The organism is Glycomyces terrestris, from assembly GCF_003933745.1.
In the GTDB taxonomy this organism is placed as follows: Bacteria; Actinomycetota; Actinomycetes; order Mycobacteriales; family Micromonosporaceae; genus Glycomyces; species Glycomyces terrestris.
Window position 1 is genome coordinate 194,494 of the sequence record NZ_RSEB01000003.1, and the last position, 21,737, is coordinate 216,230.

A 21,737-nucleotide genomic window follows, 5' to 3' on the forward strand; every position below is an offset into this window, starting at 1 on the left:
CGGCCTAGTCCAGCTTCGCGGTGAGGTCGACCTCGATGAGCTGGTCGGCGTAGCCGAGGCAGGTGACGCCGGTGACCGTGCTGGCGGCCTTGAAGGCCGGGCCGAGCTCGGGGTGCTCGGCGAGGCGGTGCCAGGCGCCGCCGACGACGCCGCTCTCGCCGCTGACGACGTAGACGACGGACCGCACGACGTCCGCCGGGCGGGCCCCGGCCGCGGCCAGCGCGGCGAGGCAATTGGCGGCGACCTGCTCGATCTGCCGTTCGAGGTCCCCGACCCCGACGACCCGCTCCTCGGCGTCCACGGGGCACTGCCCGGCGAGGAACGCGAGGCGCCCGCCCTCGACGATCGTCACGTGCTCGTATCCGCCGGTCGGGTGCAGCTGAGAATTCGACACGCCCCGAGGCTAGGGGCCGCAGTGCGGCGGGGCAACCGAATTCGCTTCCGGCCTCAGGCGATCCGGTAGCGGTGGTCTTCGATGCGGATGGCGATCTCGGCGATCGGGGTGCCGGTCATGAGCGCGATTGCCTCCCGGGCCGTCTCCTCGACTTCGACGAGATCGCGGCCCTGGGTGAACACCCCCGGCACCTCGGGAACCTCCACCGGGAACCACTCCCCGTCCTTCGGACCGACTATCGCGGTGTACGCCTTCAGCTCAGGCTCCCTTCGCCGTACGGATGACGCCCCGGGCGGTGTGCTCGGGCACCTCCCGGCACCTCGGCACGATGAGCCGGTCTCGTTGTCTCCGCTGCGAATCCGGGGAGGGTGTCACCCGGAAGAACGAGGCGGCCGCGCCCGGGGGCACGCAGGTGTCGCATACGCGACACACCGCGCGCCGGCGACGCTATTCGGGGTGGGCGAGGCGGTGGCGGAGGTTGGCGTCCTTCTCGGTGACCATGCGTTCGAGGTCGACCTGGAAGTTGGCGATGCGCTCGCGGAGGGCCTCGTCGGCGGCGCCGAGGATGCGGACGGCGAGGAGGCCGGCGTTGCGGGCGCCGGCGATGGAGACGGTGGCGACGGGGATGCCGGCGGGCATCTGGACGATGGACATGAGGGAGTCCATGCCGTCGAGGTGCTTGAAGGGCACGGGGACGCCGATGACGGGGAGCGTGGTCGCGGAGGCGACCATGCCGGGGAGGTGGGCGGCGCCGCCGGCGCCGGCGATGACGACCTGGAGGCCGCGGGAGGCGGCGGAGTCGGCGTAGGCGAGCATCCCGTGCGGGGTGCGGTGCGCGGAGACGACGCGGACCTCGTAGGGGATGTCGAACTCGGCGAGGGCGAGGGTCGCGGGCTCCATGGTGGGCCAGTCGGAGTCGGACCCCATGATCACGCCGACGCGGGGCTTCTGGTCTGCCATCTACTCGCCTTCCTGGAGCCAGTGGGCGGCCCGCAGGGCGCGGCGCCGCAGGAGGCCGGGGTCGTCGCCGCGGACGGTGACGTGCCCGATCTTGCGGCCCGGGCGGACCGCCTTGCCGTAGAGGTGCACGTGCGCGCCGGGGTCCTCGGCGAGGAGGTGCTGGAGGCGCTCGTCGAGGCGGGGGCCGCCGGGGGCGCCGCCGAGGACGTTCGCCATGACCGTGCAGGGCGCGACGGTCGCGGTGGAGCCGAGCGGGTAGTCGAGGACGGCGCGCAGGTGCTGCTCGAACTGGCTGGTCTCGGCGCCTTCGATGGTCCAGTGGCCGGAGTTGTGGGCGCGCATGGCGAGCTCGTTGACGAACAGGCCGCCGGCGGTCTGGAAGAGCTCGACGGCTAGCATCCCGCAGACGCCGAGTGCGGTGGCGACGGTCTCGGCGATGCGCTTCGCCTCGGCGGCGGTCGCGTCGTCGAGGTCCGGGGCGGGGGCGATGACCTCGGTGCAGATGCCGCCGGTCTGGACGGTCTCGACCACGGGGTAGGCCGCGGTCTCGCCGCGCGGGGAGCGGGCGATCTGGATCGCGAGTTCGCGCTGGAGGCCCATGCGCTCCTCGGCGATGAGGCGGATGCCGGAGGCGAGGACGGGCTCGGCGTCGGCGGGGGTGTCGACCATCCAGACGCCCTTGCCGTCGTAGCCGCCGGTGGCGGCCTTGAGGACGCAGGGGAGGCCGAACGCCTCGACGTCGGCGAGGGAGGCGACGGGGGCCCAGCGGGGCTGCGGGAGGCCGAGCTCGGTGAGCCGGGTGCGCATGGCCTGCTTGTCCTGGGCGTACAGGAGGGCCTCGGGGCGGGGCTGGACGTCGACGCCGTCGGCGGCGAGCGCGTGCAGGGCGTCCTGGGGGACGTGCTCGTGGTCGAAGGTGACCACGGTGCAGCCCTCGGCGAAGGCGCGGAGGTCCGCGAGGTCGCGGTAGTCGCCGAGGACGGTCGCGGTGGCGACGGCGGCGGCGCTCTCGGCCGGGTCGCCGGCGAGCACCTTGAGGCTCTGGCCGAGGGCGATGGCGGCCTGATGGGTCATGCGGGCCAGCTGGCCGGCGCCGATCATGCCCACGGTCGGGAGTTGGGTCGCGGCATCCACGGCGAGAGCCTAACCCGGGCGGGCGGCGGGCCGTCGGCATTGCGCACCGGGGGTGACCTGGGCCCTCGGCGCAGCTCGCGGCCCGTGTATTGGCACCGTCAACCTGTCATCGGATGTTCCGCGCCCGCGTCTTCGGCGAGTTGCTCGGGGGCGACGCCGAGGACGCCGCAGAGGGCCATGATGGTGAAGAACGCCGGTGTGGCGATGCGGCCGGTCTCGATCTTGCGCAGCGTCTCCGGGGAGATGCCGGCCTCGGCGGCGACGTCGAGGAGGCTGCGGGAGCCGCGGGCCGTGCGCAGCGCCCGGCCGAGGGCGCGGCCCCGGTCGTGCTCGTCGGGCCGCAGCGGCGGTCGGATCATACCGGTATTATAGTACCGGTATACAAATACCGGAACCGTCTGAGAGGCCGTCCATGATCGAGCTGTACTCCCCCGCCGAGATCGAGGCGATGCGCCCCGCGGGCCGCTTCGTGGCCGCGACCCTCGCCGAGCTCGAGCGGGTCGCCGAGGTCGGCATGAACCTGCTCGAACTCGACGACCTCGTCGCCCGCCGCATCAAGGAGGCGGGCGCGGTCTCCTGCTACGTCGACTACCACCCGTCGTTCGGCGGCAGCCCGTTCGGGAAGGTCCTGTGCACCTCCGTGAACGACGCGGTCCTGCACGGCCTGCCCTACGACTACAGGCTCAAGGACGGCGACCTGGTCAGCTTCGACTTCGCGGCCGAGGTCGACGGCTGGGTCGCGGACTCGGCGCTGTCGATCGTGGTCGGCGAGGCGCGCGAGCAGGACCTGCACCTCATCGACACCACGACGCGGGCGCTCGAGGCCGGGATCGGGGCGGCGCGGGCCGGGAACAAGATCGGCGACATCGGACACGCGATCGCGACCGTGGCGCGCGGCGACGGCCTGAGCGTGAACACGCAGTTCGGCGGGCACGGCGTGGGCCGCACCATGCACGGCGACCCGCACGTGCCGAACGACGGCCGCCCGGGCCGGGGCATGAAGCTCAAGCCGGGCCTGGTCATCGCGATCGAGCCGTGGTTCCTCCAGACGACCGACGAGATCGTCTACGACCCGGACGGGTGGACCCTGCGCAGCGCCGACGGCTCCCGCGGCGCGCACATGGAGCACACGGTGGCGATCACCGAGGACGGCCCGATCATCCTGACCGCCAGGGACTAGCGGGCCGGGCCGAGGGGACCGGAGGCTACGCGGCCGGGCCCGAGGACGCCGGCCGCTCCGCCTCGGCGCGCCGGAGGCGCTCCATGCGGTCGATCATGCGCTCGGACGCGATCTCCTCGGCGGTGACGGCGTACCCGTAGTGGTCGCGCCAGTCGCCGTCGATGTAGAGATACCGCTTGTGGAGCCCTTCGCGGCGCAGGCCGAGCTTCTCGGCGACGCGGTTCGAGGGGCCGTTCTCGGGCCGGATGTTCACCTCGATGCGGTGGAGGCGGCCGACCGTCAGGGCGTGGTCGACGACGAGGGCGAGCGCGGTGGCGGTGATGTTCTTCCCGGCGTGGCCGCGGTCGATCCAGTAGCCGGCGTACGCGGAGCCGAAGGCGCGGCGCACGATGTTGCCGACGGTGAGGCCGCCGACGAGCGTCCCCTCCCAGCAGACCGCGAGGGGCCAGCTGGTGCCGTCCTTGATCGAGCGCTTGAGGCCGCGGAGCATGGCGCGGAACGCGGCCGGGGAATGGGCTTCGTGCCAGGTGGTGCCGGTGCCGGGTTCCCAAGGGGCGAGCCAGGCTTCGTTGGCCCGGCGCAGTTCCGACCAGCGGTTCGCGTCGGAGCGGCGGAAGGGCCGCACGCTCACCGAACCGTGCTCGAGGCGCACCGGCCATCCGGGGTTGGAAAGGGTCATCGGTCTCGGTCCAGCTGCGGTAGTGGGACGGTCATCGGGGGCCGTCCGCTCTGGTATCAACGTGTCTCATCGGTTCCTGTCCAGCAGGAGCACGTCCACCGTGGACCCGGCGGGCACCCGGGTCGCGTTCTCGCCGATCGTCATCAGGCCGGTGGCCTCGGCGAGTCCGGAGAGCGTGTAGGAGCTCGAGCCGAGCGGGGCGACGGTGTAGCCGCCGCCGCGGCGCTCGGCGACGCGGACGGGCCGGAACTCCCTGAGCCCGCTCGGTGAGGATACGGGCTCGGTCAGGTTGGCGCGCACGCTGGGCCGGAAAACGGGCTCGGCGCCCGCGAGCCGCTGGATGAGCGGCCGCGCGATCACCTCGAACGCGATGGTGGCGGCGACGGGGTCGCCGGGCAGGCACACGACGGGGACCTCCTCGGGCCCGATCGTGCCGAACCCCATGGTCTCGCAGAGGTAGACGGCGATCGGGGTGAAGTCCACCGCGCCGTCGCGGGAGAAGGTGCGGCGGACCATGTCGCCGGGGCCCGTGCCGGTGCCGCCGGTGGTGATGACGAGGTCGGCGCGGAGGATCTGGTCGTCGAGGACGGAGCGGAGCGCGTCGGGCTCGTCGTCGCAGATCCCGACCCGGTACGCGTGCGCGCCGGCCTCGGAGGCGGCGGCGGTGACGAGGTGGGAGTTGACGTCGATGAGCTGGCCGGGCTGGGAGGGCCGGCCGGTGTCGACGAGCTCGTCGCCGGTGGCGATGACGACGACGCGCGGGGTGGGGCGCACGACGACGTCGGCGATGCCGGCGGCGGCGAGGAGGCCGACGAGCTGAGGCGTGACGCGGCGGCCCTCGTGGGCCAGGATCTCGCCGGCGGCGCGCTCGGAGCCCATGCGGCGCACGCCGTGTCCGCGGCGCGGCACCTGCCGGACGTCGACCGTGGCCATGCCCTCGTCGGTCCACGCCAGGGGCACGACGATGTCCGCGCCGACCGGGAGCGCGGCCCCGGCGGCGACGGAGAAGCAGGTGCCGGCGACGAGCCGCACCGGCCGCCACGAGGAGGCGGCGAGGTCGCCGAGGACCTTCAGGCCGACGCCCCGCTCGGGGCTGGCGCCGGCGATGTCGTCGGCGCTGCACGCGTAGCCGTCGATCGCGGCGTAGTCGAAGGCGGGCAGCGGCCCGGGGTTGACCGCGTTCTCGGCGAGGACCGACCCGGTCGACTGGGTCATGTCGATGTCGACCGGGGGCAGGGGTCGGACGAGCGCCAGCGCCTTCGACAGGAAGTCGGCCAATGGCGTCGCGTCGCCGGTCCCCATCGCTCCTCATCCCCCCGTCGGTCAGTTGCTCACCTGCGCCGCCTGGCGGCGGTGCAGTCAGTCCAGTGTCGCACTGAATTCGCGCAGCCAGGCGTTGAAGCCGGGCAAGTCGTGGCGCTGGGTGGCGAGCTCGATCAGGGTCTGGAGGTACTCGACGGGCTGGCCGGTGTCGTAGCGGCGGCCGCGGAGGATGACGGCGTGTACAGGGGTTCCGTTGGCGCGCATGGCGTCCATGGCGTCGGTGAGTTGGATCTCGCCGCCGCTGCCGGGCTTGGTCCGGTCGAGCACGGGGAAGATCGCGCCGGGCAGGACGTAGCGTCCGATGAGGATGAGGTTGGACGGCGCGTCCTCGCGGGCGGGCTTCTCGACGAGGCCGGTGACGGCGACGACGTCGGGCGTGTCGGTGGCCTCGACGGAGGCGACGCCGTACCGGGAGACCTCCTCCTCGGGGACTTCGAGCAGGGCCAGGACGATGCCGCCGGTCTCGGCCTGGAGGTCGATCATGCGCGGCAGGAGCTTGTCGTCGACCTCGTAGAACTCGTCGCCGAGGAGGACGGCGAAGGGCTCGTCGCCGACGTGGGCGGCGGCGCGGCCGACGGCGTGGCCGAGGCCCTTGGGGCGGCCCTGGCGGATGGTGTGGATCTCGGCGATGCGCTCGGGGGCCTTGACGACGTCGATGAGGTCGTCCTTGCCCTTCTCGGCGAGGGCGTCCTCGAGGTCGGGGCGGGTGTCGAAGTAGTCGACGATGGGGCCCTTGCCGCGCGCGGTGATGAGGGTGACGTCGTCGAGCCCGGCGGCGGCGGCCTCCTCCACGATGTACTGGAGGACGGGCTTGTCGACGATGGGGAGGAGCTCCTTGGGGACGGCCTTGGTGACCGGCAGGAAGCGGGTGGCGTTACCCGCCACGGGAATGACTGCTTTCGTGGCGCGGGGCGCGGTATCAGACATATGGCGAGGGTATCGTGGGCACGCTCCGTCAGGTCTCGGCCACCCTGGAGAACAGAACGTGAACGTCCCGCGCTCCCGGGCCGGCGGCCCCCTGCGGGCGCAGCCCGCCCGGTCGGCCGCGCCTCAGACGACGGCGACCCGCCAGGTGTCCCGGCCGGCGGCCTTGGCGGCGTACAGGGCCTCGTCGGCGGCGGCGAGGATCTCGTTCGCGGTGTCGGCGTGCTCGCCGAGGACGGCGACGCCGATCGAGACGGTCACGCGGAGTTCGCGCCCGCCGGAGGCGTCGTTCACCTTGAAGGGGCGGGCGGCGACGGAGCGGCCGAGGCGCTCGGCGACCGCGGCGGCCCCGGCGGCGTCGGTCTCGGGCAGCAGCACCATGAACTCCTCGCCGCCGTGGCGGAACGCGAGGTCGACCTCGCGGATCTGGCCGGTGACGCGGCGGGCGAGCTCGATGAGGACCTGGTCGCCGACCGGGTGCCCGTAGGTGTCGTTCACAGCCTTGAAGCGGTCGAGGTCGATCGCCAGGAGCGCGGAGGGCCGCTGGTAGCGGCGGGACCGCTCGGCCTCGCGGCGCAGCGACGTCTGCATGAACCGGTAGTTCCACAGGCCCGTGAGCGGGTCGGTCAGGCTCAGGCGCTGGGCCTGGCGGTGCAGGAGGACGTTCTCGACCGCGACCGACGCCTGCCCGGCGAAGGTGCGGAGCGTGTCGACGTCGCCGGGCTCGAAGTCCTCGCCCGCGATGCGGTTGTAGAGGACGAGGACGCCGAGGACGCCGGACTCGGTGCGGGGGGCGCCCGCGTCGTCGGTCTCGGCGGGGGCGCGGCCCTCGAAGGGCACCGCGACGATCGTGCGGGCGTCCGGCTCGGTCTCGGCGCGGCGGCGGCCGTTGAAGACGCCGTCGGCGATGCGCCCGTGCGCGGGCACGCCGCTCGCGGCGATCGAGCCGATGATGCCCTCGCCGAGGCGGATCGCGGCGGGCTGGTCGATGCCGAGGTCGCCTTCGCCGGCCCGCTGGCGCAGCTGGTCGGCGTCGTCCACGTCGACGAGCATGACGACGCCGGCCTCCGCGCCGGCGGTGACCATCGCGGTGTCGAGGATGACCTCCAGGATGCGGTCGAGGTCGAGCGTGGCGGTGAGCGTCTGGCCGAGGCGGCCGAGCTGGCCGCGCATCTGGTCGCGGGAGGCGGTCAGGGCGTTCACGTACGCCTGCGTCTGGGCGGTCATGCGGTTGAACGCGAGCGCGAGGTGGGCGACCTCGTCGCGGCCGTGGACGGGGACGCGCACGTCGAGGTCGCCCTCGGAGACGCGCTCGGCCGCGGCGGACAGCTCGTGGAGGGGCCGGGTGGTGGAGCGGGCGAGCCAGGCGGCCAGGCCCATCGCGCACAGCGCAGAGACGGCGACCATCGCGGCGAGCGTCCAGTACATGGGGGTGACGTTCGTGGCGACCGTGCCGATGCTCAGCGGCAGGAACGCGTCGGTGGCGTCCCAGCGGCCCGCGTCGACGTCGCCGACGCGCAGCGGCTCGGGGCGGCCGTCGCGCAGGACCAGGTCGGCGTCGGCGACGTTCGCGATCCGGTCGAGGAAGCCGCGGTCGACGACGCGGAACGCGGAGAACACGGAGACGGTGCCGTCGGCGTTCTGGACCTCGGCCTGCGCGCCGAGCGCGACGATCGGGCCCGCGCCGGCGTACGCGGCGGCCTCGCCGCAGTCGACCCAGGCGCCGTCGGGCGCCTCCGCGCCGACGTCGGGCGTGGCGACGTTCCCGGCGTCCTGGAGGCCGGTGAAGACGACGCCGTCGACGACGCGGCGGTCGACGACGAGCTGCGCCATCTCCAGCGCGTCGGCCGTGCCGCCGCTACTGTGGCTGAGTGCCACCACCGCGGCCGAGGCCTGGATGCGCTCGCAGATCGTGCCGAGGGTCGAGTCGACCGTCGTCACCGCCGAGCTCGCCAGCGCCTCCCCGCGGGAGTCCGCCAGGTGGGACATGACGGCAGCGACGAAGACGGCCCCCACCAGGACCGGCCCGAGCACGACGACGAGGAACGCCGTGGTGAGCCGTGAGCGCAGCGACACCGAAGCCCCCTCAAGTTCACTCCCTAGAAGACTACCTAGAGCTACCGACTGGACACGACATGGCATCTGGTTTTCCGGCAGTCTGGCCGAAAGGACGACTGCAATCGCCTTTTCGGGGGAATCCTTCCAGGTGAGCCTTGACAACGGAGGGATTTGGCATGCATGAGTCGAAGCGGGCGGCGCGCCGGGCGCTGCTGGAGGCGCGCACCGCGATGCCCGGGGCGGCCCGCGCGGCCGCCGACGTGGCGACGTGGAAGTCGTTGCGGGACTTCCTGATCGAGGCCGTCGACGAGGGCGCCACGGTCGCGGCGTACCGGCCCTTCGGGGCCGAGCCGGGCTCGGCGCTCGAACCCGAACTGCCCGAACGGCTCGCGGTGGTCTACCGGGTGATCGTGCCGGTGCTGTTGCCGGACAACGACCTCGCGTGGGAGCGGGTGAGCGGCGAAACGGCCCAGGAGGAACCGGGGCGGCCGGAGCCAGAGCAGGCGGGCGGGCCGCCGCGGATCGAGGACGCCGCGGCGGTGATCGTCCCCGGCCTCGCCGTCTCACATGACGGGATGAGGCTGGGCCGCGGCGGGGGCTCGTACGACCGGGCGCTGGCGCGGGTCGGGCCCGGGGTGCCGGTGGTGGCGCTCCTGCGCGACGGCGAGTTCGGGGTCGAGGTCCCGGCCGAGCCGCACGACCGGCCCGTGACGGGCGTCATCACGCCGTCGAAGGGGTTCGTGTCGCTGCGGTAGGGCGCGGGCGGGCGTGTCCGGCGGCGCACCCGCGGGGCGGATGGAATTAGCAGTCTCGGGCGTTGACTGCTAATGTCGATCGGGTCCCGTGTGAAGTCCTGGAGGTTGGACGTGCCTGTCTACGAATACCGCTGCAAGGAGTGCGGTTACGAGTTCGACAAACACCAGTCGTTCTCCGAAGCCAGACTGACCGACTGCCCGAGCTGCGAGGCCAAGGGCGCGCTCCGGAAGGTCTTCGGGAACGTCGGCGTGACCTTCAAGGGCAGCGGCTTCTACCGCACCGACTCGCGCTCCACCGACTCGTCGTCGCTGAGCTCGAACGGGTCGAAGAACGGCGCGAAGCCGAGCGAGTCGAAGACCGAGTCGAAGTCGGAGTCCAAGCCCGCGAAGACGGCGGCCGCGAAGGCAGCCTAGCGCCGCTCCCCGAGTCTCACGACGCCGGCGCCGCGGATGCGGCGCCGGCGTCGTCGCCGTTCACAGGGCGAGCACGACCGCGGTGGTGAGGACGAGCTGGGCGAGGGCGATCGGGACGAGGCCCTTCCAGCACAGGGCCTGGATCTGGTCGACGCGCAGGCGGGGCCAGGCGACGCGGAGCCAGATGACGACCGCGGCGAGCGCGCCGGTCTTCAGGAGCGTCCACAGCCAGCCGAGCGAGTCGGGGCCGGGGCCGCGCCAGCCGCCGAGGAAGAGGACCGCGGTGAGCGCGGCGACCACGACGATGCCGACGTACTCGGCGAGGAGCAGCAGCGCGAAGCGGAGCCCGGCGTACTCGGTGAGGTAGCCGAAGACGAGCTCGGAGTCGGCGACGGGCGCGTCGAACGGGGGCCGGCGGATCTCGGCCAGGCCCGCGGTGAAGAACACGAGCGCGGCCGGGGCCTGCCACAGGAGCCACCAGGGGTTCCAGGCGGTCACGATCGCGGGCAGGCTCAGCGTGCCGGCGGCGACGGCGACCGACGCGGCCGCGAGGACGAGCGGGAGCTCGTAGGCCATGAGCTGGGCGGCGCCGCGCAGGGCGCCCACGAGCGTGTACTTGTTCGCGGAGGACCAGCCGGCCATGAGGACCGCGAGGACGCCGACGCCGACGAGCGCGACGACCACGAACAGGCCCATGTCGAGGGCGGAGCCGACGAGGTCGCCGGGGCCGAGCGGGATGAAGAGGAGGACGAGCAGGTAGGGCAGGAGCGCGACGGCGGGCGCGAGCTTGAAGACGGGCTTGTCGGCCGCGTCCGGGACCAGGTCCTCCTTCTGCGCGAACTTGACGCCGTCGGCGATGAGCTGGGCCCAGCCGTGGAAGCCGCCGGCGTGCATCGGCCCGAGCCGGCCCTGCATGTGGGCCATGAGCTTGTGCTCGGTCTGGCCGACCACGAGCGGCAGCACCAGGAAGGCGGCGAGGACCGCCGCGGTCTTGACGGCGATCTCAAGCAGCATCGGGGTCCATCCAGTCGTCGGGGACGCCGGGCGGCCGCTTGGGGGCGCGCTTGCGGGCGGCGCCGTGCCCCTCGCCGGGCTCCTTCGCGCCCGGCCAGGGCTTGACGACGCGGGAGGCGAGCACGAAGTCCTTGCGGAGCGGGTGGCCCTCGAACTCGGGGGCGAGGAGGAGCGGCCGGAGGCCGGGGTGGCCGGGGAAGTCGACGGAGAACATCTCGTGCGTCTCGCGCTCGTGCCAGTCCGCGCCCGGGTAGAGGCCGGTCACCGAGGGGACGGCCGCGGCGGTGAGCGTGCGCAGGAGGACCCCGCGGCGGCCGGCGACCGACCAGAGGTGGGCCACGATCCGGAAGCCCTCGGGGCCCTCGTCGACGGCCGAGAGCCAGTCGAAGAAGTCGCAGCCGAGGACGTCGCGGCAGGTGCGCACGGCGTCGGGCCAGCGCTCGGGGGCGACGTCGGCGACGGCGCGGGCGCCGTCCGCGCGGGCCTCCGCGACGCCGAGGGCGTCGCGGACGCGGTCGGTCCAGGGCGGCTCGCCGGTCATTCGGGCCTCCGCAGGGGCGGGCGCAGGCTCGGCCGCTTTGCCGCCTGTCCGGCCCGCGGGCGCCGGAGCGGCTCGGCGGCGATCTGGCGCTGGAGCTGCCCGATGCCGTGCAGGAGCGCCTCGGGGCGCGGCGGGCAGCCGGGGACGTAGACGTCAACGGGGATGAGCTGGTCGACGCCCTTGGTGACGCAGTAGGAGTCCCAGTAGGGGCCGCCGGAGTTCGAGCAGGCGCCGAAGGAGATGACGTACTTCGGTTCGGGCATCTGGTCGTAGAGGCGCTTGACCGCGGGCGCCATCTTGTCGGTGACGGTGCCGGAGACGACCATGAGGTCGGCCTGGCGCGGCGAGTGCGCGAACGGGATGACGCCGAGGCGCATGAAGTCGTGGCGGCTCATCGACGCGGCGATGAACTCGATCGCGCAGCAGGCGAGCCCGAAGTTGAAGACCCACAGGGAGTACCGGCGGCCCCAGTTGAGGACGAACCGGATCGGCTCGCCGACGACGCCGGCGGATGCGCCGTGTCCGGGGCCGGGCCGCGCGGGGAACGGGAGCCTCACCGCCACCGCAGGACCCCCTTCCGCCAGGCGTAGGCGAGGCCGAGGGCGAGGACGCCGACGAACAGGCCCATCTCGGCCGCGGCGGTGGCGCCGAACGCGCGGAAGACCGCGGCCCACGGGAACAGGAACACGGCCTCGACCGCGAAGAGCACGAACAGGAACGCGTACACGTAGAAGCGGATGTGGACCTGGGCCCAGTCGCCGCCGACGGGGTCCACGCCGCACTCGTACGCCGAGCCCTTGGCGCGGGAGGGGGCGCTCGGGCGCAGGAGGGCGTTCGCGGCCATCGCCGCCGCCACGAACGCGAAGCCGGCCAGCAGCAGCACCCCGAAGGCCGCGTAGTCGCCCAGGCGCGAGGTGTCCATATCGACACCCTAATGCCGCGAAGGGGTCCCGCGATACCCGTGCGCGCGGGTTTCGGGGCCGGAGCGGCGCGCGGACGACGCGCGGTCGCCGCGGATCGGTGCCCCGCGCGCCGCAACCGAGCGGCACTCACACACGTGTTGGTCCCGTACACCCGCAGATCGAGCTGACACAGGAGAGGGGGCACCGCCCGTGACCGCTGCCGGCGCACCGCCGCTCCGCGACCCCGCCGCGGTCGAGGCCGAATTCGCCCTGGTCGTGGGCGGATGGGCGCAGGACGTCCTTCGGGGACCCCGTGATCGGGCCGCCGACAGTATTGTCGACATGGCGACCCCCCCTCGTGTCTCCGGCTTCGCGAAAGCGACAATGGTTGCCGCCGGGCACGAGCTTCAGGGCCCGTTGAACGCCCTTGTTTCCCCTACCTGCGCAGGAGCCGATGTGCGAACGGAGGCGGAGTTCACCGACCTCTACGAGAGCCACTTCTCGGAGCTCGCCGCCCAGGTGTGCGCGTACCTCGGTGACGCCACCGAGGCCCAGGACCTCGTGCAGGAGGCGTTCCTGCGGGCCTGGCAGCGCTGGGACAAGGTCGGCGGGTACGAGGAGCCGGTCGCGTGGGTGCGCCGCGTCGCGTGGAACCTCGCCACGAGCCGGCACCGCCGGAACCAGGTGGCGCGCAGGTTCCTCCAGAAGTCGCAGGCCCCGGAGGCCGCCCCGGCCGCGAGCCCCGACCACGTGGCGCTCGTCGCCGCCCTGAAGCAGGTCCCGGCCAAGCGGCGCCAGGCGCTCGTCATGCACTACATGGCCGACATGACGATCAGCGCGATCGCGAAGGAGACCGGCGCCCGCGAGGGCACCGTGAAGTCCTGGCTGCACCGCGGCCGCAAGGAGCTCGCCGCGATCCTCACCGACCCGAACGACACCGCGGTCCTGCGGACCGCCCCGAAGGCCGCGGCGGCCCGCGCGGCCGAGACCGACCCCGACACCATGCCGATCCGCATCCGCCGCGCCGTCACCGGCGCGCCCCGCGTGCCCCGCGCCGCGAACCGCCGAGCTTCCGTGAAGGAGGACCGTTCATGAGTTCCGATCGCGAGCACGAGACGGTCAAGGCGGCGTTCGACGACCTCAAGGCGCAGTCCTCCGCGCAGTTCCCGCCCCCGCCCGTCGACGAGCTGATCATGCGCGGCCCGGCCGCGCTGCGCCGCCGCCGCCTCGTGTCGCTCGCCGCCGTCGTCGGCGCGTGCACCGCCGTGACCGCGGGCGGCTTCGCCGTCGCGCAGACCCTCGGGCCGCTCAAGGGCGAGCCCGACGCGGCCGAGACGCCGGAGAGCTCGGTGTCCGCGGGCGAGTCCGACGAGGGCCCGACCGGGCTCCCCGGCAGCCCCACCCGCGACGAGAGCGACGGCGACACCGCCACCACGTTCACGCCCTCGCCGCCCGCCGACGACATCGAGGCGCTCCTCATCGAGGGGCCGTTCGCGGGCGCGTGGGCCGAGGCGTGCGCGCCGGGCCTCCAGGACGCCGACTTCGAGTCCTGGGAGATCACCGGCGACACCGGCTGGACGATCGCGTTCGCGGCCGAAGGCGACGCGGACGGCGACGGCGAGACCGACACCGTCCTGGCGCTCACCTGCGGCGGGCAGACCGGCGTGGCCGCGTTCGCCGCCGCCGAGGACGAGGACGGCGAACCCGTCCTGGCGTCCTTCGGCTGGGTGTGGCAGCCCGACGGCGCCCACGAGCCGACCGCCGTCACCGCCGTCGCGGACGGCACCGTCGCGGTCGAGGGCCTCGACGCCGCCACCGGGGAGGCGTGGACCGCCGCGTACGCGTGGGACGCCGAGGAGCAGGCGTTCGCGCCCGTCGAGGACGGCGCCACCGGCGAGCCCACGGCCGACCCGAGCGAGACCGCCTCCACGCCCGCCGAGACGCCGTCCTCCGACGGCGCCACGGACGGCACCACGACGTCCTGACGGAGCCGCGCGGCCGCCCCTCCGGCGTGTCGCGCGTCCAGCATCCGGGACGGCCGGATCGGCGCAGATGCGGCCCCGGACAGCCGAAACCGGAGGTCTGTGTCACCCATCCGGGCCGCCGGTCCCATACAGTGAGAGAAAGCGCACCTAGTGGTGTCGCCTACATCGCGCCCGCCGCGCTGGGTTGGCACCGCCGCCGCGCGCCCGCGTAGCATCGCAAGTAAGACCATGGCAGGACCCGCCGGAAGGCGCGGCCCGGCCGGCCCGATCAAGCCGCAGTCCCTGCGCGCCCCAGAACCCGCAAGAGGAGAACTAGGTGAACACCGTCCGGCAGCTCGACCGGGTCGTCATCCGCTTCGCAGGGGACTCCGGCGACGGGATGCAGCTCACCGGTGACCGCTTCACGGCGGAGACCGCCAAGCTCGGCAACGACCTGTCGACCCTCCCGAACTACCCCGCCGAGATCCGGGCCCCCGCCGGCACCCTCCCGGGCGTGTCGAGCTTCCAGATCCACTTCGCGGACACCGACATCCTCACCCCCGGCGACCAGCCCGAGGTGCTCATCGCGATGAACCCGGCCGCGCTCAAGGCGAACCTGCGCGACCTCAAGTCCGGCGGCACCATCGTCGTCAACACCGACGAGTTCACCAAGCGGAACCTGACCAAGGTCGGGTACGACGACAACCCGCTGGAGGACGGATCGCTCGACGACTACCAGGTGCACCCGGTGGCCCTCGCGAGCCTCACGATCGCCGCGCTCGCCGACTTCGACGTGTCGAAGAAGGACGCCGAGCGGTCCAAGAACATGTTCGCGCTCGGCCTCGTCTCCTGGATGTACTCGCGGCCCACCGAGGCCACCGAGGACTTCCTGCGCGCCAAGTTCAAGTCGAAGCCGGCCATCGCCGAGGCGAACATCGCCGCGCTCAAGGCCGGGTGGAACTACGGCGAGACCGCCGAGGCGTTCGCCGTCCGCTTCGAGATCCCGCCGGCGAAGCTCGCCGCGGGCACCTACCGGAACATCACCGGGAACACCGCGCTCGCGTGGGGCATCACCGCCTCCGGCGTCGCGTCGGGCCTGCCGGTGTTCCTGGGCGCGTACCCGATCACCCCCGCCAGCGACATCCTCCACGAGCTGTCCAAGCACAAGCGGTTCGGCGTCACCACGGTCCAGGCCGAGGACGAGATCGCCGCCGTCGGCGCGGCGCTCGGCGCGTCCTACGGCGGGGCCCTCGGCGTCACCACCTCCTCGGGCCCGGGCATCGCGCTCAAGTCCGAGACGATCTCGCTCGCGGTGTCCCTGGAGCTGCCGCTCGTCGTCGTCGACGTCCAGCGCGCCGGCCCCTCGACCGGCATGCCGACCAAGACCGAGCAGGCCGACCTCGTGATGGCCATGTTCGGCCGCCACGGCGAGGCCCCGATCGCGGTCCTCGCGCCGCAGTCCCCGTCCGACTGCTTCGACATCATGCTCGAGGCGGCCCGGATCGCGCTCACCTACCGGACCCCGGTCATGGTCCTCTCCGACGGCTACATCGCCAACGGCGCCGAGCCGTGGAAGCTGCCGGAGCTGTCCGACCTGCCCGACCTGTCGGTGGAGTTCGCGACCGAGATGAACGCCGTGGACGCGAAGGGCGAGGAGATCTTCCTGCCGTTCCAGCGCGACCCCGAGACGCTCGCGCGCCCGTGGGCCGTGCCCGGCACGCCCGGCCTCCAGCACCGCATCGGCGGCATCGAGAAGGCCGACGGCACCGGCGACATCTCGTACGACCCGGTCAACCACGACCACATGGTGCGCACCCGCGCCGCGAAGATCGCCGGCGTCGAGGTCCCCGACCTCGAAGTGGACGACCCGACCGGCGACGCGAACGTGCTCGTGCTCGGCTGGGGCTCCACGTGGGGCCCCATCGGCGCGGCCGTCAGGGCCCTGCGCGAGAAGGGCGTCTCCATCGCCCGCGCGCACCTGCGGTACCTGAACCCGATGCCGCGCAACACCGGCCGCGTGCTGGAGCGGTACGACAAGGTCGTGGTGCCCGAGATGAACCTCGGGCAGCTCGCCCTGCTGCTGCGCGGCGGCTTCCCCGGGACCGACGTGGTCGGCTACAACAAGGTGCGCGGGCTGCCGTTCACCTCCAACGAACTGACGGACGCCCTCGAGGAGGTCATCAAGAATGGCTGATGCGGTGAAGCTGGACGCCCCCAAGCTGAAGGCCAAGGACTTCAAGTCGAGCCAGGAGGTGCGCTGGTGCCCCGGCTGCGGCGACTACGCGATCCTCGCCGCGGTCCAGTCGTTCCTGCCCGAGCTGGGCCTGGAACGCGAGAACATCGCGTTCGTCTCCGGCATCGGCTGCTCCTCGCGGTTCCCGTACTACCTGAACACGTACGGCCTCCACTCGATCCACGGCCGCGCCCCGGCGATCGCCACCGGCCTCGCCGTGTCGCGCCCGGACCTGTCGGTGTGGGTCGTCACCGGCGACGGCGACGCGCTGTCGATCGGCGGCAACCACCTCATCCACGCGCTGCGCCGCAACGTGAACCTGAAGATCCTGCTGTTCAACAACCGGATCTACGGCCTCACGAAGGGCCAGTACTCCCCCACCTCGGAGCCGGGCAAGCTGACGAAGTCGAGCCCGGTCGGCTCGGTCGACGCGCCGTTCAACCCGCTCTCGCTGGCGCTCGGCTCGGAGGCCACGTTCGTGGCCCGCACGCTCGACTCCGACCGCGCGCACCTGCACGAGGTGCTGCGGGCCGCGGCCGAGCACGAGGGCTCGGCGTTCGTCGAGATCTACCAGAACTGCCCGATCTTCAACGACGGCGCGTTCGAGGTCCTCAAGAACCCCGACACCCGCGACGAGTCGCTCATCCGCCTCCGCGACGGCGAGCCGATCCGGTTCGGCGACAAGGTCGTCGTGCAGTCCGGGTACGGGCTCCAGGTCAAGGACGCGGCCGAGGTCGACGAGTCCGAGGTCGTGGTCCACAAGGCCGACGTCGACGACCCGGCGTACGCGTTCGCGCTCTCGCGCCTCTCGGGCGTGGCCCTCGACCACACCCCGATCGGCGTCTTCCGCAGCGTCAAGCGCCCCACGTACGACAAGGGCGTCCGCTCCCAGGTCGACGAGGCCAGCGCCGGCGTCGACCGCAAGGAGGCCCTCGACCGGCTCCTGCACGCGGGCGACACGTGGACCGTGCTGTAGCGCAGGCGAACTGAGGACGGCCGGGCCCGTTCGGGCCCGGCCGTCGTGCTCACACGAGGGGCTGGAGTTCGGCGGCGGCCTCGCGCAGGCGCGCGCTCATGGGCTCCCAGCGCTCGCGGATGTCGGTGAGCGGCATGGCGACGGCGAAGACGACGCGTTCGGCGGGGCTGCCGTCGCGGCGGACGACGACGCCCGCGCAGGCGACGTCCTCCTTGAACTGGCCGAGCTCGGCGTAGACGCCGGACTCGCCGTAGACGGCGAGGTCGTGCTCGAAGGCGTCGGGCTCGATGAGGGTGCGGCCGGTGAAGCGGCGCATCCCGGCGGCCTTGAGGAAGCGGGCCCGGTCGTGCGGCGGGAGGGTCGCGAGGAGCGCCTTGCCGAGCGCCGTGGCGTGGGCGCCGTCGTCGAAGCCGACGATGAGGTCCTCCACGTGCGGGCTGCGGTTGCCTTCGATGACCTCGGTGACCGCGGGGCGGTCCTCCACGAAGCGGGCCACGAACGTCGAGTAGCCGGTCTCGGCGGAGAGGCGGCGCATGTAGTCGCCGCAGGTCTTGGGGCCGGCGATGGCGCGCGTGAGCTCGGAGTAGCGGTCGGAGACCTCCAGGCCGAGCGAGTAGCGGCCCTCGCCGTCGCGGCGCAGGTAGCCCTCGTAGACGAGGGTGCGCAGGAGGTTGTAGGCGGTGGCGCGGTTGAGGCCGCACTCGAACGCGATGCGCGGGGCCGAGACGCCGTCGGCGTGGCGGCCGACGAGCTCCATGATGCGCAGTGCCCGCTGGACGCTCTGGATGAGCTTCGTCGGTTCGGCGCGCGCGGGCGCGTCGTCCGCGTCGCCGTCGCGCTCGGACGAGATCCCTGGTCGCTGCCGGTCCACCATGCCGCCGCTCCAATTGCACACCCAGGACCTGACGGCTGCGGCGCCGCGCGGGCGCCCGCCAGGTCGGCCGTGATCTAACTATATAAACAACAGCCGGTTGCGTTCCGGTCGCATACAGGGCAGTATCGAGGTGTCAGCACCGTTCGCGAACCGGCTCCGGCCGGCCGCGGACAAACCGCGGCGGCGGCGTCGAGTCCCCACCAAACTTCCTCGTCGAAGCCGCGGAACATTCGAATAAACGAAACGCGGCGGCTCCCTCCCACCAGGGCCGCCGCGTTTCGCATTCCCGCCGCAGGGCTCGAAAGCCGTTGCGGGGCAAGGCGATCCGCGGTCGATCCCGACCTGTACCGGCTGATCACGCCGGGTTCAACCGTCGCACACGCTGCGTGCGCGAGTCAAGGCCGATCACTCGTCTTCGTGAACGCACGGGCCGAATCCCGCGTTGTGAGCGCGAATCCGGGCGCTTGGAGTACGGTTGCCGACGTGCCCACCGCCGTCCGGGACCCCGCCCGACCCAAGACCTCCACGACGATCGCGGCCGCCATGAGCGTGCAGGTCGCGGCCGTCCTGCCGCTGTTCCTCTTCGGCGGCCTCGCCGTGCAGATCGCCGCCGAGCTGCGCATGGGCGTCAGCGGGATCGGGCTCGTCTCGGGCCTGTACTTCGCGGTCTCGGCGCTCACCACGGTCCCCTCCGGACGGCTCGTCGACCGGTTCGGGGCGCTCGTCACCGCCAGGGTCGCCGTCGGGCTGTCGGCGCTCGCGCTGCTGCTGATCGCGGCGGCCGCGCACCATCCGCTCGCGCTGGCGGCGTTCCTGGTGCTGTGCGCGCCCGCGAACGGGCTCGGGCAGCTCGCGTCGAACGTGGTCCTGAGCGAGTGGGCGCCCGCGAACCGGCGCGGGCTCCTGTTCGGGGCCAAGCAGGCGTCGGTGCCGCTGTGCATCATGCTCGGCGGCCTCAGCGTGCCCGCGGTGGCCCTGACGCTCGGCTGGCGGTGGGCGTTCGTCTTCGGCGCGGCCCTGGTGCTGGCGGCGCTCGTCCCGCTCGCGGGGCTCGGGCGGCCCGCGACGCGCCCGAAGGTTCCCGGCGCGAAGGCGTTCGACCGGCAGCTGCTCGTGTTCGCGGTCGCGACGTTCCTGGGGGCGACCGCGGCGACGCCGATCGGGTCGTTCCTCACCACGTACACGGTGGACATCGGCGGGTCCGAGAGCTGGGCGGGGCTGAACCTGACGATCGGCGGCATCGCCGGCGTCATCGGGCGCACCGCGTTCGGCGCGGTCGGCGACCGCGGGAACGCCCGCGAGTTCCTCGTCATCACGCTCATGCTCGCCGGCGGGGCCGCGGGCGTGGCCACGTTCCTGTTCGAGCAGCCGTGGCTGCTGCCGCTGGGCACCGTCGCGGCGTACGCGCTCGGCTGGGCTTGGCCGGGCCTCATGAACCACGCGGTGACCCGGCGGTACCCGGACGCGCCCGCGGTGGCGACGTCGGTGACGCAGACCGGGATCTTCCTCGGCGGGGCCGTGGGGCCGATCGGCTTCGGGCTGGTGGCCGACCACTTCGGGTGGGGCGCGGGCTGGATCGCCGTCTCGGCCGCGATGGCGGCGTCGGCGCTGTTCATCGTCGCCGGCAGCACGGTCTTCGCGCGGCCCCGGCATTGACGTTCCTCGTTGCGGCGCGGACGACTCCCCGTTCCCGCCCCGTCTCGTCCGACACCGTCACACGATAAGGTGAGGCTGTGGTGACCACCCGACGTGCGCAGACCGCGCTGACCTTTACCGACGAGGCGTTCGCCGAAGCGATGCGCGCCTCGCTCGACCTCGTCGAGGAGCGGCTGCTCAAGGCCGTCGACACGGAGCAGCCGCTGCTGCGCCAGTCCGGGTCCCACCTGATCCGGGCCGGCGGGAAGCGCTTCCGGCCGATGCTGACGCTCACGTGCGCGCACCTGGGCGACCCGAGCCGCCCGAACATCCTGGAGGCGGCCGTCGCGCTCGAGCTGACCCACCTGGCGACGCTCTACCACGACGACGTCATGGACGAGGCCCTCGTGCGCCGCGGCGCCCCGAGCGCGAACGCCCGCTGGGACAACTCCGTCGCGATCCTCACCGGCGACTACCTGTTCAGCCAGGCCGCGCAGATCATGGCCGAGCTCGGCACCGAGGCGGTGCGGCTCCAGGCCGCGACGTTCGCGCGGCTCGTGCGCGGCCAGATCAACGAGACCATGCCCCGGCCCGAGGGCATCGACGCCGTCGAATGGCACCTGGAGATCCTGTCGGAGAAGACCGGGTCGCTCATCGCCACGTGCGCGAAGTTCGGGGCCTGGTTCAGCGGCGCCGACAAGGCGGTCACCGCGATCGCCGAGGAGTACGGCGAGGTCATCGGCGTGGCGTTCCAGATCGCCGACGACATCATCGACATCGCCTCGGACGCCTCCGGCAAGACCCCCGGCACCGACCTCCTCGAAGGCGTCCCGACCCTCCCGGTCCTGTACGCCCTCGCCGACGACGACCCGGCCGGCGCGCGCCTGCGCGAGCTCGTGGCCGGCCCCGTCGCGGAGGAGGACCTGGAGGAGACCCTCGCGCTCCTGCGCGGCTCCGAGGCCCTGGAGCGGGCCAAGGAGACCCTGCGCCAGTACCAGGCCCGGGCCCGGGCCCTCGCCGCGTCCCTCCCCGAGGGACCCGCCCGCAGCGCCCTGGGCGACATCTGCGACTACATGCTCGAACGCGACGCCTGACACCGGTGCCCGCCGACCTGGCATAATCGATCGTGCTCGTATATACGAGAACACACGGTGATCGAGGAGGCACGATGGTCATGACCCTCGCACGAGAGACGAACGACGCAACCGACTACGATGGTGCGGAACGGGAGTTCCGTGAGCTTCTGACCATCGCGGATGAGATGGACGCTCCCAACCACAATGTCGAAGTCTTCGGGGGGAACATCGTCGTGTCGCCGTGGTCGAGGTGGACGTACGCCAAGCCGATGGAATCCGTGCTCGAACAGCTCCGGAGCCACGCGCCGGAGGGGTACTCGGCCCGAGAAGCGCCGTTCAAGTTCATCTTCCCGACGTCGCACGGAGCGCTTGGGCCGGACCTCTATGTAGTGAACCTCGATATGGCGCAGAACGACACACCGTTCGCCCCGGGCGAATCGCTCGCCATGGTCGGCGAGTTCACCTCCCCCTCGACCCGCGGCAACGACCTCACCGTCAAGCTCGACATCTACGGTCGTACGGTCCCGGTCTACCTGCTCTTCGACATGAAGCAGCGGGAGCTGACGGTGTACTCCGACCCGTCGGAGCGCGGGTACCTGACCCACACCACGGTCCAGTTCGGCAAGCACGTCCAGATCCCCGCACCGTTCGACTTCGAACTCGACACCTCGGCGTTCACCGCCTGACCGAGCGCACAAGGA

Annotated in this window: 24 protein-coding genes; 10 read left to right on the forward strand and 14 right to left on the reverse strand. The window is 72.6% G+C overall.

Annotated elements, in window-relative coordinates:
* Positions 1 to 4: 4 nt before the first annotated feature.
* The 5 genes from EIW28_RS10815 to EIW28_RS10835 form a co-directional block, all read right to left on the reverse strand.
* Positions 5 to 394: a Rid family hydrolase gene (locus EIW28_RS10815; RefSeq protein ID WP_125247733.1), complete on the reverse strand. Its 390-nt coding sequence runs from the start codon at positions 392 to 394 to the stop codon at positions 5 to 7.
* A gap of 53 nt (positions 395 to 447) precedes the next feature.
* On the reverse strand, positions 448 to 600 hold the full coding sequence (locus EIW28_RS10820) for a type II toxin-antitoxin system HicB family antitoxin (RefSeq protein WP_197717202.1): 153 nt from the start codon (positions 598 to 600) through the stop codon (positions 448 to 450).
* A 241-nt stretch (positions 601 to 841) separates the two neighbouring features.
* Positions 842 to 1,354 carry a 5-(carboxyamino)imidazole ribonucleotide mutase gene (gene purE, locus EIW28_RS10825; protein WP_125247735.1) on the reverse strand — a complete coding sequence of 171 codons (513 nt, stop codon included), beginning with the start codon at positions 1,352 to 1,354 and terminating at the stop codon, positions 842 to 844.
* Positions 1,355 to 2,488: a 5-(carboxyamino)imidazole ribonucleotide synthase gene (locus tag EIW28_RS10830; protein ID WP_125247736.1), complete on the reverse strand. Its 1,134-nt coding sequence runs from the start codon at positions 2,486 to 2,488 to the stop codon at positions 1,355 to 1,357. It lies immediately after the preceding gene.
* Positions 2,489 to 2,586: 98 nt separating this feature from the next.
* Positions 2,587 to 2,847: a helix-turn-helix domain-containing protein gene (locus EIW28_RS10835; protein WP_125247737.1), complete on the reverse strand. Its 261-nt coding sequence runs from the start codon at positions 2,845 to 2,847 to the stop codon at positions 2,587 to 2,589.
* A gap of 53 nt (positions 2,848 to 2,900) precedes the next feature.
* Between EIW28_RS10835 and map the strand changes: the two genes are divergently transcribed.
* The gene (map, locus tag EIW28_RS10840) at positions 2,901 to 3,668 is read left to right on the forward strand and encodes a type I methionyl aminopeptidase (RefSeq protein WP_125247738.1); all 768 of its coding nucleotides are present in this window, start codon (positions 2,901 to 2,903) and stop codon (positions 3,666 to 3,668) included.
* A gap of 25 nt (positions 3,669 to 3,693) precedes the next feature.
* Here the strand turns inward: map and EIW28_RS10845 are convergent, their stop codons facing one another.
* The 4 genes from EIW28_RS10845 to EIW28_RS10860 all read right to left on the reverse strand — a co-directional run bounded on the left by EIW28_RS10845 (position 3,694) and on the right by EIW28_RS10860 (position 8,670).
* Positions 3,694 to 4,347: a GNAT family N-acetyltransferase gene (locus tag EIW28_RS10845; protein WP_125247739.1), complete on the reverse strand. Its 654-nt coding sequence runs from the start codon at positions 4,345 to 4,347 to the stop codon at positions 3,694 to 3,696.
* Between the two features lie 66 nt (positions 4,348 to 4,413).
* Complete coding sequence (locus EIW28_RS10850) at positions 4,414 to 5,649, reverse strand: molybdopterin molybdotransferase MoeA (protein WP_125247740.1); 1,236 nt, start codon at positions 5,647 to 5,649, stop codon at positions 4,414 to 4,416.
* Positions 5,650 to 5,706: 57 nt separating this feature from the next.
* Positions 5,707 to 6,597, reverse strand: coding sequence for a UTP--glucose-1-phosphate uridylyltransferase (locus EIW28_RS10855; protein ID WP_125247741.1), 891 nt, complete (start codon positions 6,595 to 6,597; stop codon positions 5,707 to 5,709).
* A 123-nt stretch (positions 6,598 to 6,720) separates the two neighbouring features.
* Positions 6,721 to 8,670: a diguanylate cyclase gene (locus EIW28_RS10860; RefSeq protein WP_125247742.1), complete on the reverse strand. Its 1,950-nt coding sequence runs from the start codon at positions 8,668 to 8,670 to the stop codon at positions 6,721 to 6,723.
* A 158-nt stretch (positions 8,671 to 8,828) separates the two neighbouring features.
* Between EIW28_RS10860 and EIW28_RS10865 the strand changes: the two genes are divergently transcribed.
* Together EIW28_RS10865 and EIW28_RS10870 are read left to right on the forward strand one after the other, a co-directional pair.
* Positions 8,829 to 9,407 (forward strand): 5-formyltetrahydrofolate cyclo-ligase, encoded by a 579-nt coding sequence (locus EIW28_RS10865; RefSeq protein ID WP_125247743.1) that lies wholly within the window; start codon positions 8,829 to 8,831, stop codon positions 9,405 to 9,407.
* Between the two features lie 111 nt (positions 9,408 to 9,518).
* Entirely contained in the window at positions 9,519 to 9,821 is a 303-nt protein-coding gene (locus EIW28_RS10870; RefSeq protein ID WP_125247744.1) for an FmdB family zinc ribbon protein, read from the forward strand.
* 60 nt (positions 9,822 to 9,881) lie between these two features.
* On the opposite strand, the gene EIW28_RS10875 is transcribed toward EIW28_RS10870, so the two are convergent.
* Genes EIW28_RS10875 through EIW28_RS10890 form a run of 4 tightly spaced genes read right to left on the reverse strand, consistent with a single transcriptional unit; the run spans position 9,882 to position 12,298 of the window.
* The gene (locus EIW28_RS10875) at positions 9,882 to 10,835 is read right to left on the reverse strand and encodes a complex I subunit 1/NuoH family protein (RefSeq protein WP_125247745.1); all 954 of its coding nucleotides are present in this window, start codon (positions 10,833 to 10,835) and stop codon (positions 9,882 to 9,884) included.
* Positions 10,825 to 11,376: an NADH-quinone oxidoreductase subunit C gene (locus tag EIW28_RS10880; protein ID WP_125247746.1), complete on the reverse strand. Its 552-nt coding sequence runs from the start codon at positions 11,374 to 11,376 to the stop codon at positions 10,825 to 10,827. Before EIW28_RS10880 ends, EIW28_RS10875 begins: the two co-directional genes overlap by 11 nt.
* Positions 11,373 to 11,933, reverse strand: a complete 561-nt coding sequence (locus EIW28_RS10885) for an NADH-quinone oxidoreductase subunit B (protein ID WP_125248330.1) — start codon at positions 11,931 to 11,933, stop codon at positions 11,373 to 11,375. The genes EIW28_RS10880 and EIW28_RS10885 overlap by 4 nt, the downstream gene beginning before the upstream one ends.
* Positions 11,930 to 12,298 carry an NADH-quinone oxidoreductase subunit A gene (locus EIW28_RS10890; protein WP_125247747.1) on the reverse strand — a complete coding sequence of 123 codons (369 nt, stop codon included), beginning with the start codon at positions 12,296 to 12,298 and terminating at the stop codon, positions 11,930 to 11,932. The genes EIW28_RS10885 and EIW28_RS10890 overlap by 4 nt, the downstream gene beginning before the upstream one ends.
* A gap of 436 nt (positions 12,299 to 12,734) precedes the next feature.
* Between EIW28_RS10890 and EIW28_RS10895 the strand changes: the two genes are divergently transcribed.
* From EIW28_RS10895 to EIW28_RS10910, 4 genes are all read left to right on the forward strand, one after another.
* Positions 12,735 to 13,373 (forward strand): RNA polymerase sigma factor, encoded by a 639-nt coding sequence (locus EIW28_RS10895; RefSeq protein ID WP_197717203.1) that lies wholly within the window; start codon positions 12,735 to 12,737, stop codon positions 13,371 to 13,373.
* Positions 13,370 to 14,263: a hypothetical protein gene (locus EIW28_RS24175; protein WP_158630367.1), complete on the forward strand. Its 894-nt coding sequence runs from the start codon at positions 13,370 to 13,372 to the stop codon at positions 14,261 to 14,263. Before EIW28_RS10895 ends, EIW28_RS24175 begins: the two co-directional genes overlap by 4 nt.
* A 316-nt stretch (positions 14,264 to 14,579) precedes the next feature.
* Positions 14,580 to 16,436, forward strand: a complete 1,857-nt coding sequence (locus EIW28_RS10905; protein ID WP_125247749.1) for a 2-oxoacid:acceptor oxidoreductase subunit alpha — start codon at positions 14,580 to 14,582, stop codon at positions 16,434 to 16,436.
* Positions 16,429 to 17,451 (forward strand): 2-oxoacid:ferredoxin oxidoreductase subunit beta, encoded by a 1,023-nt coding sequence (locus tag EIW28_RS10910; protein WP_125247750.1) that lies wholly within the window; start codon positions 16,429 to 16,431, stop codon positions 17,449 to 17,451. Before EIW28_RS10905 ends, EIW28_RS10910 begins: the two co-directional genes overlap by 8 nt.
* 49 nt (positions 17,452 to 17,500) lie before the next feature.
* Here the strand turns inward: EIW28_RS10910 and EIW28_RS10915 are convergent, their stop codons facing one another.
* The gene (locus tag EIW28_RS10915; protein WP_125247751.1) at positions 17,501 to 18,325 is read right to left on the reverse strand and encodes an IclR family transcriptional regulator; all 825 of its coding nucleotides are present in this window, start codon (positions 18,323 to 18,325) and stop codon (positions 17,501 to 17,503) included.
* A 483-nt stretch (positions 18,326 to 18,808) separates the two neighbouring features.
* Between EIW28_RS10915 and EIW28_RS10920 the strand changes: the two genes are divergently transcribed.
* The 3 genes from EIW28_RS10920 (at position 18,809) to EIW28_RS10930 (ending at position 21,722) form a co-directional block, all read left to right on the forward strand.
* A complete protein-coding gene (locus tag EIW28_RS10920) occupies positions 18,809 to 19,981 on the forward strand; it encodes an MFS transporter (protein WP_125247752.1) in 1,173 nt (390 codons plus the stop codon).
* 140 nt (positions 19,982 to 20,121) lie between these two features.
* Complete coding sequence (locus EIW28_RS10925) at positions 20,122 to 21,054, forward strand: polyprenyl synthetase family protein (RefSeq protein ID WP_125248331.1); 933 nt, start codon at positions 20,122 to 20,124, stop codon at positions 21,052 to 21,054.
* A 74-nt stretch (positions 21,055 to 21,128) separates the two neighbouring features.
* Positions 21,129 to 21,722, forward strand: coding sequence for a Uma2 family endonuclease (locus EIW28_RS10930; protein WP_125247753.1), 594 nt, complete (start codon positions 21,129 to 21,131; stop codon positions 21,720 to 21,722).
* Positions 21,723 to 21,737 lie beyond the last annotated feature (15 nt).

Excerpts from the sequence above, each read along its gene's own strand:
- purE (WP_125247735.1), bottom strand. The coding sequence starts at position 1,354 with ATGGCAGACCAGAAGCCCCGCGTCGGCGTGATCATGGGGTCCGACTCC.
- EIW28_RS10835 (WP_125247737.1), bottom strand. The coding sequence starts at position 2,847 with ATGATCCGACCGCCGCTGCGGCCCGACGAGCACGACCGGGGCCGCGCC.
- map (WP_125247738.1), top strand. The coding sequence starts at position 2,901 with ATGATCGAGCTGTACTCCCCCGCCGAGATCGAGGCGATGCGCCCCGCG.
- EIW28_RS10845 (WP_125247739.1), bottom strand. The coding sequence starts at position 4,347 with ATGACCCTTTCCAACCCCGGATGGCCGGTGCGCCTCGAGCACGGTTCG.
- EIW28_RS10850 (WP_125247740.1), bottom strand. The coding sequence starts at position 5,649 with ATGGGGACCGGCGACGCGACGCCATTGGCCGACTTCCTGTCGAAGGCG.
- EIW28_RS10855 (WP_125247741.1), bottom strand. The coding sequence starts at position 6,597 with ATGTCTGATACCGCGCCCCGCGCCACGAAAGCAGTCATTCCCGTGGCG.
- EIW28_RS10865 (WP_125247743.1), top strand. The coding sequence starts at position 8,829 with ATGCATGAGTCGAAGCGGGCGGCGCGCCGGGCGCTGCTGGAGGCGCGC.
- EIW28_RS10875 (WP_125247745.1), bottom strand. The coding sequence starts at position 10,835 with ATGCTGCTTGAGATCGCCGTCAAGACCGCGGCGGTCCTCGCCGCCTTC.
- EIW28_RS10880 (WP_125247746.1), bottom strand. The coding sequence starts at position 11,376 with ATGACCGGCGAGCCGCCCTGGACCGACCGCGTCCGCGACGCCCTCGGC.
- EIW28_RS10890 (WP_125247747.1), bottom strand. The coding sequence starts at position 12,298 with ATGGACACCTCGCGCCTGGGCGACTACGCGGCCTTCGGGGTGCTGCTG.
- EIW28_RS24175 (WP_158630367.1), top strand. The coding sequence starts at position 13,370 with ATGAGTTCCGATCGCGAGCACGAGACGGTCAAGGCGGCGTTCGACGAC.
- EIW28_RS10910 (WP_125247750.1), top strand. The coding sequence starts at position 16,429 with ATGGCTGATGCGGTGAAGCTGGACGCCCCCAAGCTGAAGGCCAAGGAC.
- EIW28_RS10915 (WP_125247751.1), bottom strand. The coding sequence starts at position 18,325 with ATGGTGGACCGGCAGCGACCAGGGATCTCGTCCGAGCGCGACGGCGAC.
- EIW28_RS10925 (WP_125248331.1), top strand. The coding sequence starts at position 20,122 with ATGCGCGCCTCGCTCGACCTCGTCGAGGAGCGGCTGCTCAAGGCCGTC.
- EIW28_RS10930 (WP_125247753.1), top strand. The coding sequence starts at position 21,129 with ATGGTCATGACCCTCGCACGAGAGACGAACGACGCAACCGACTACGAT.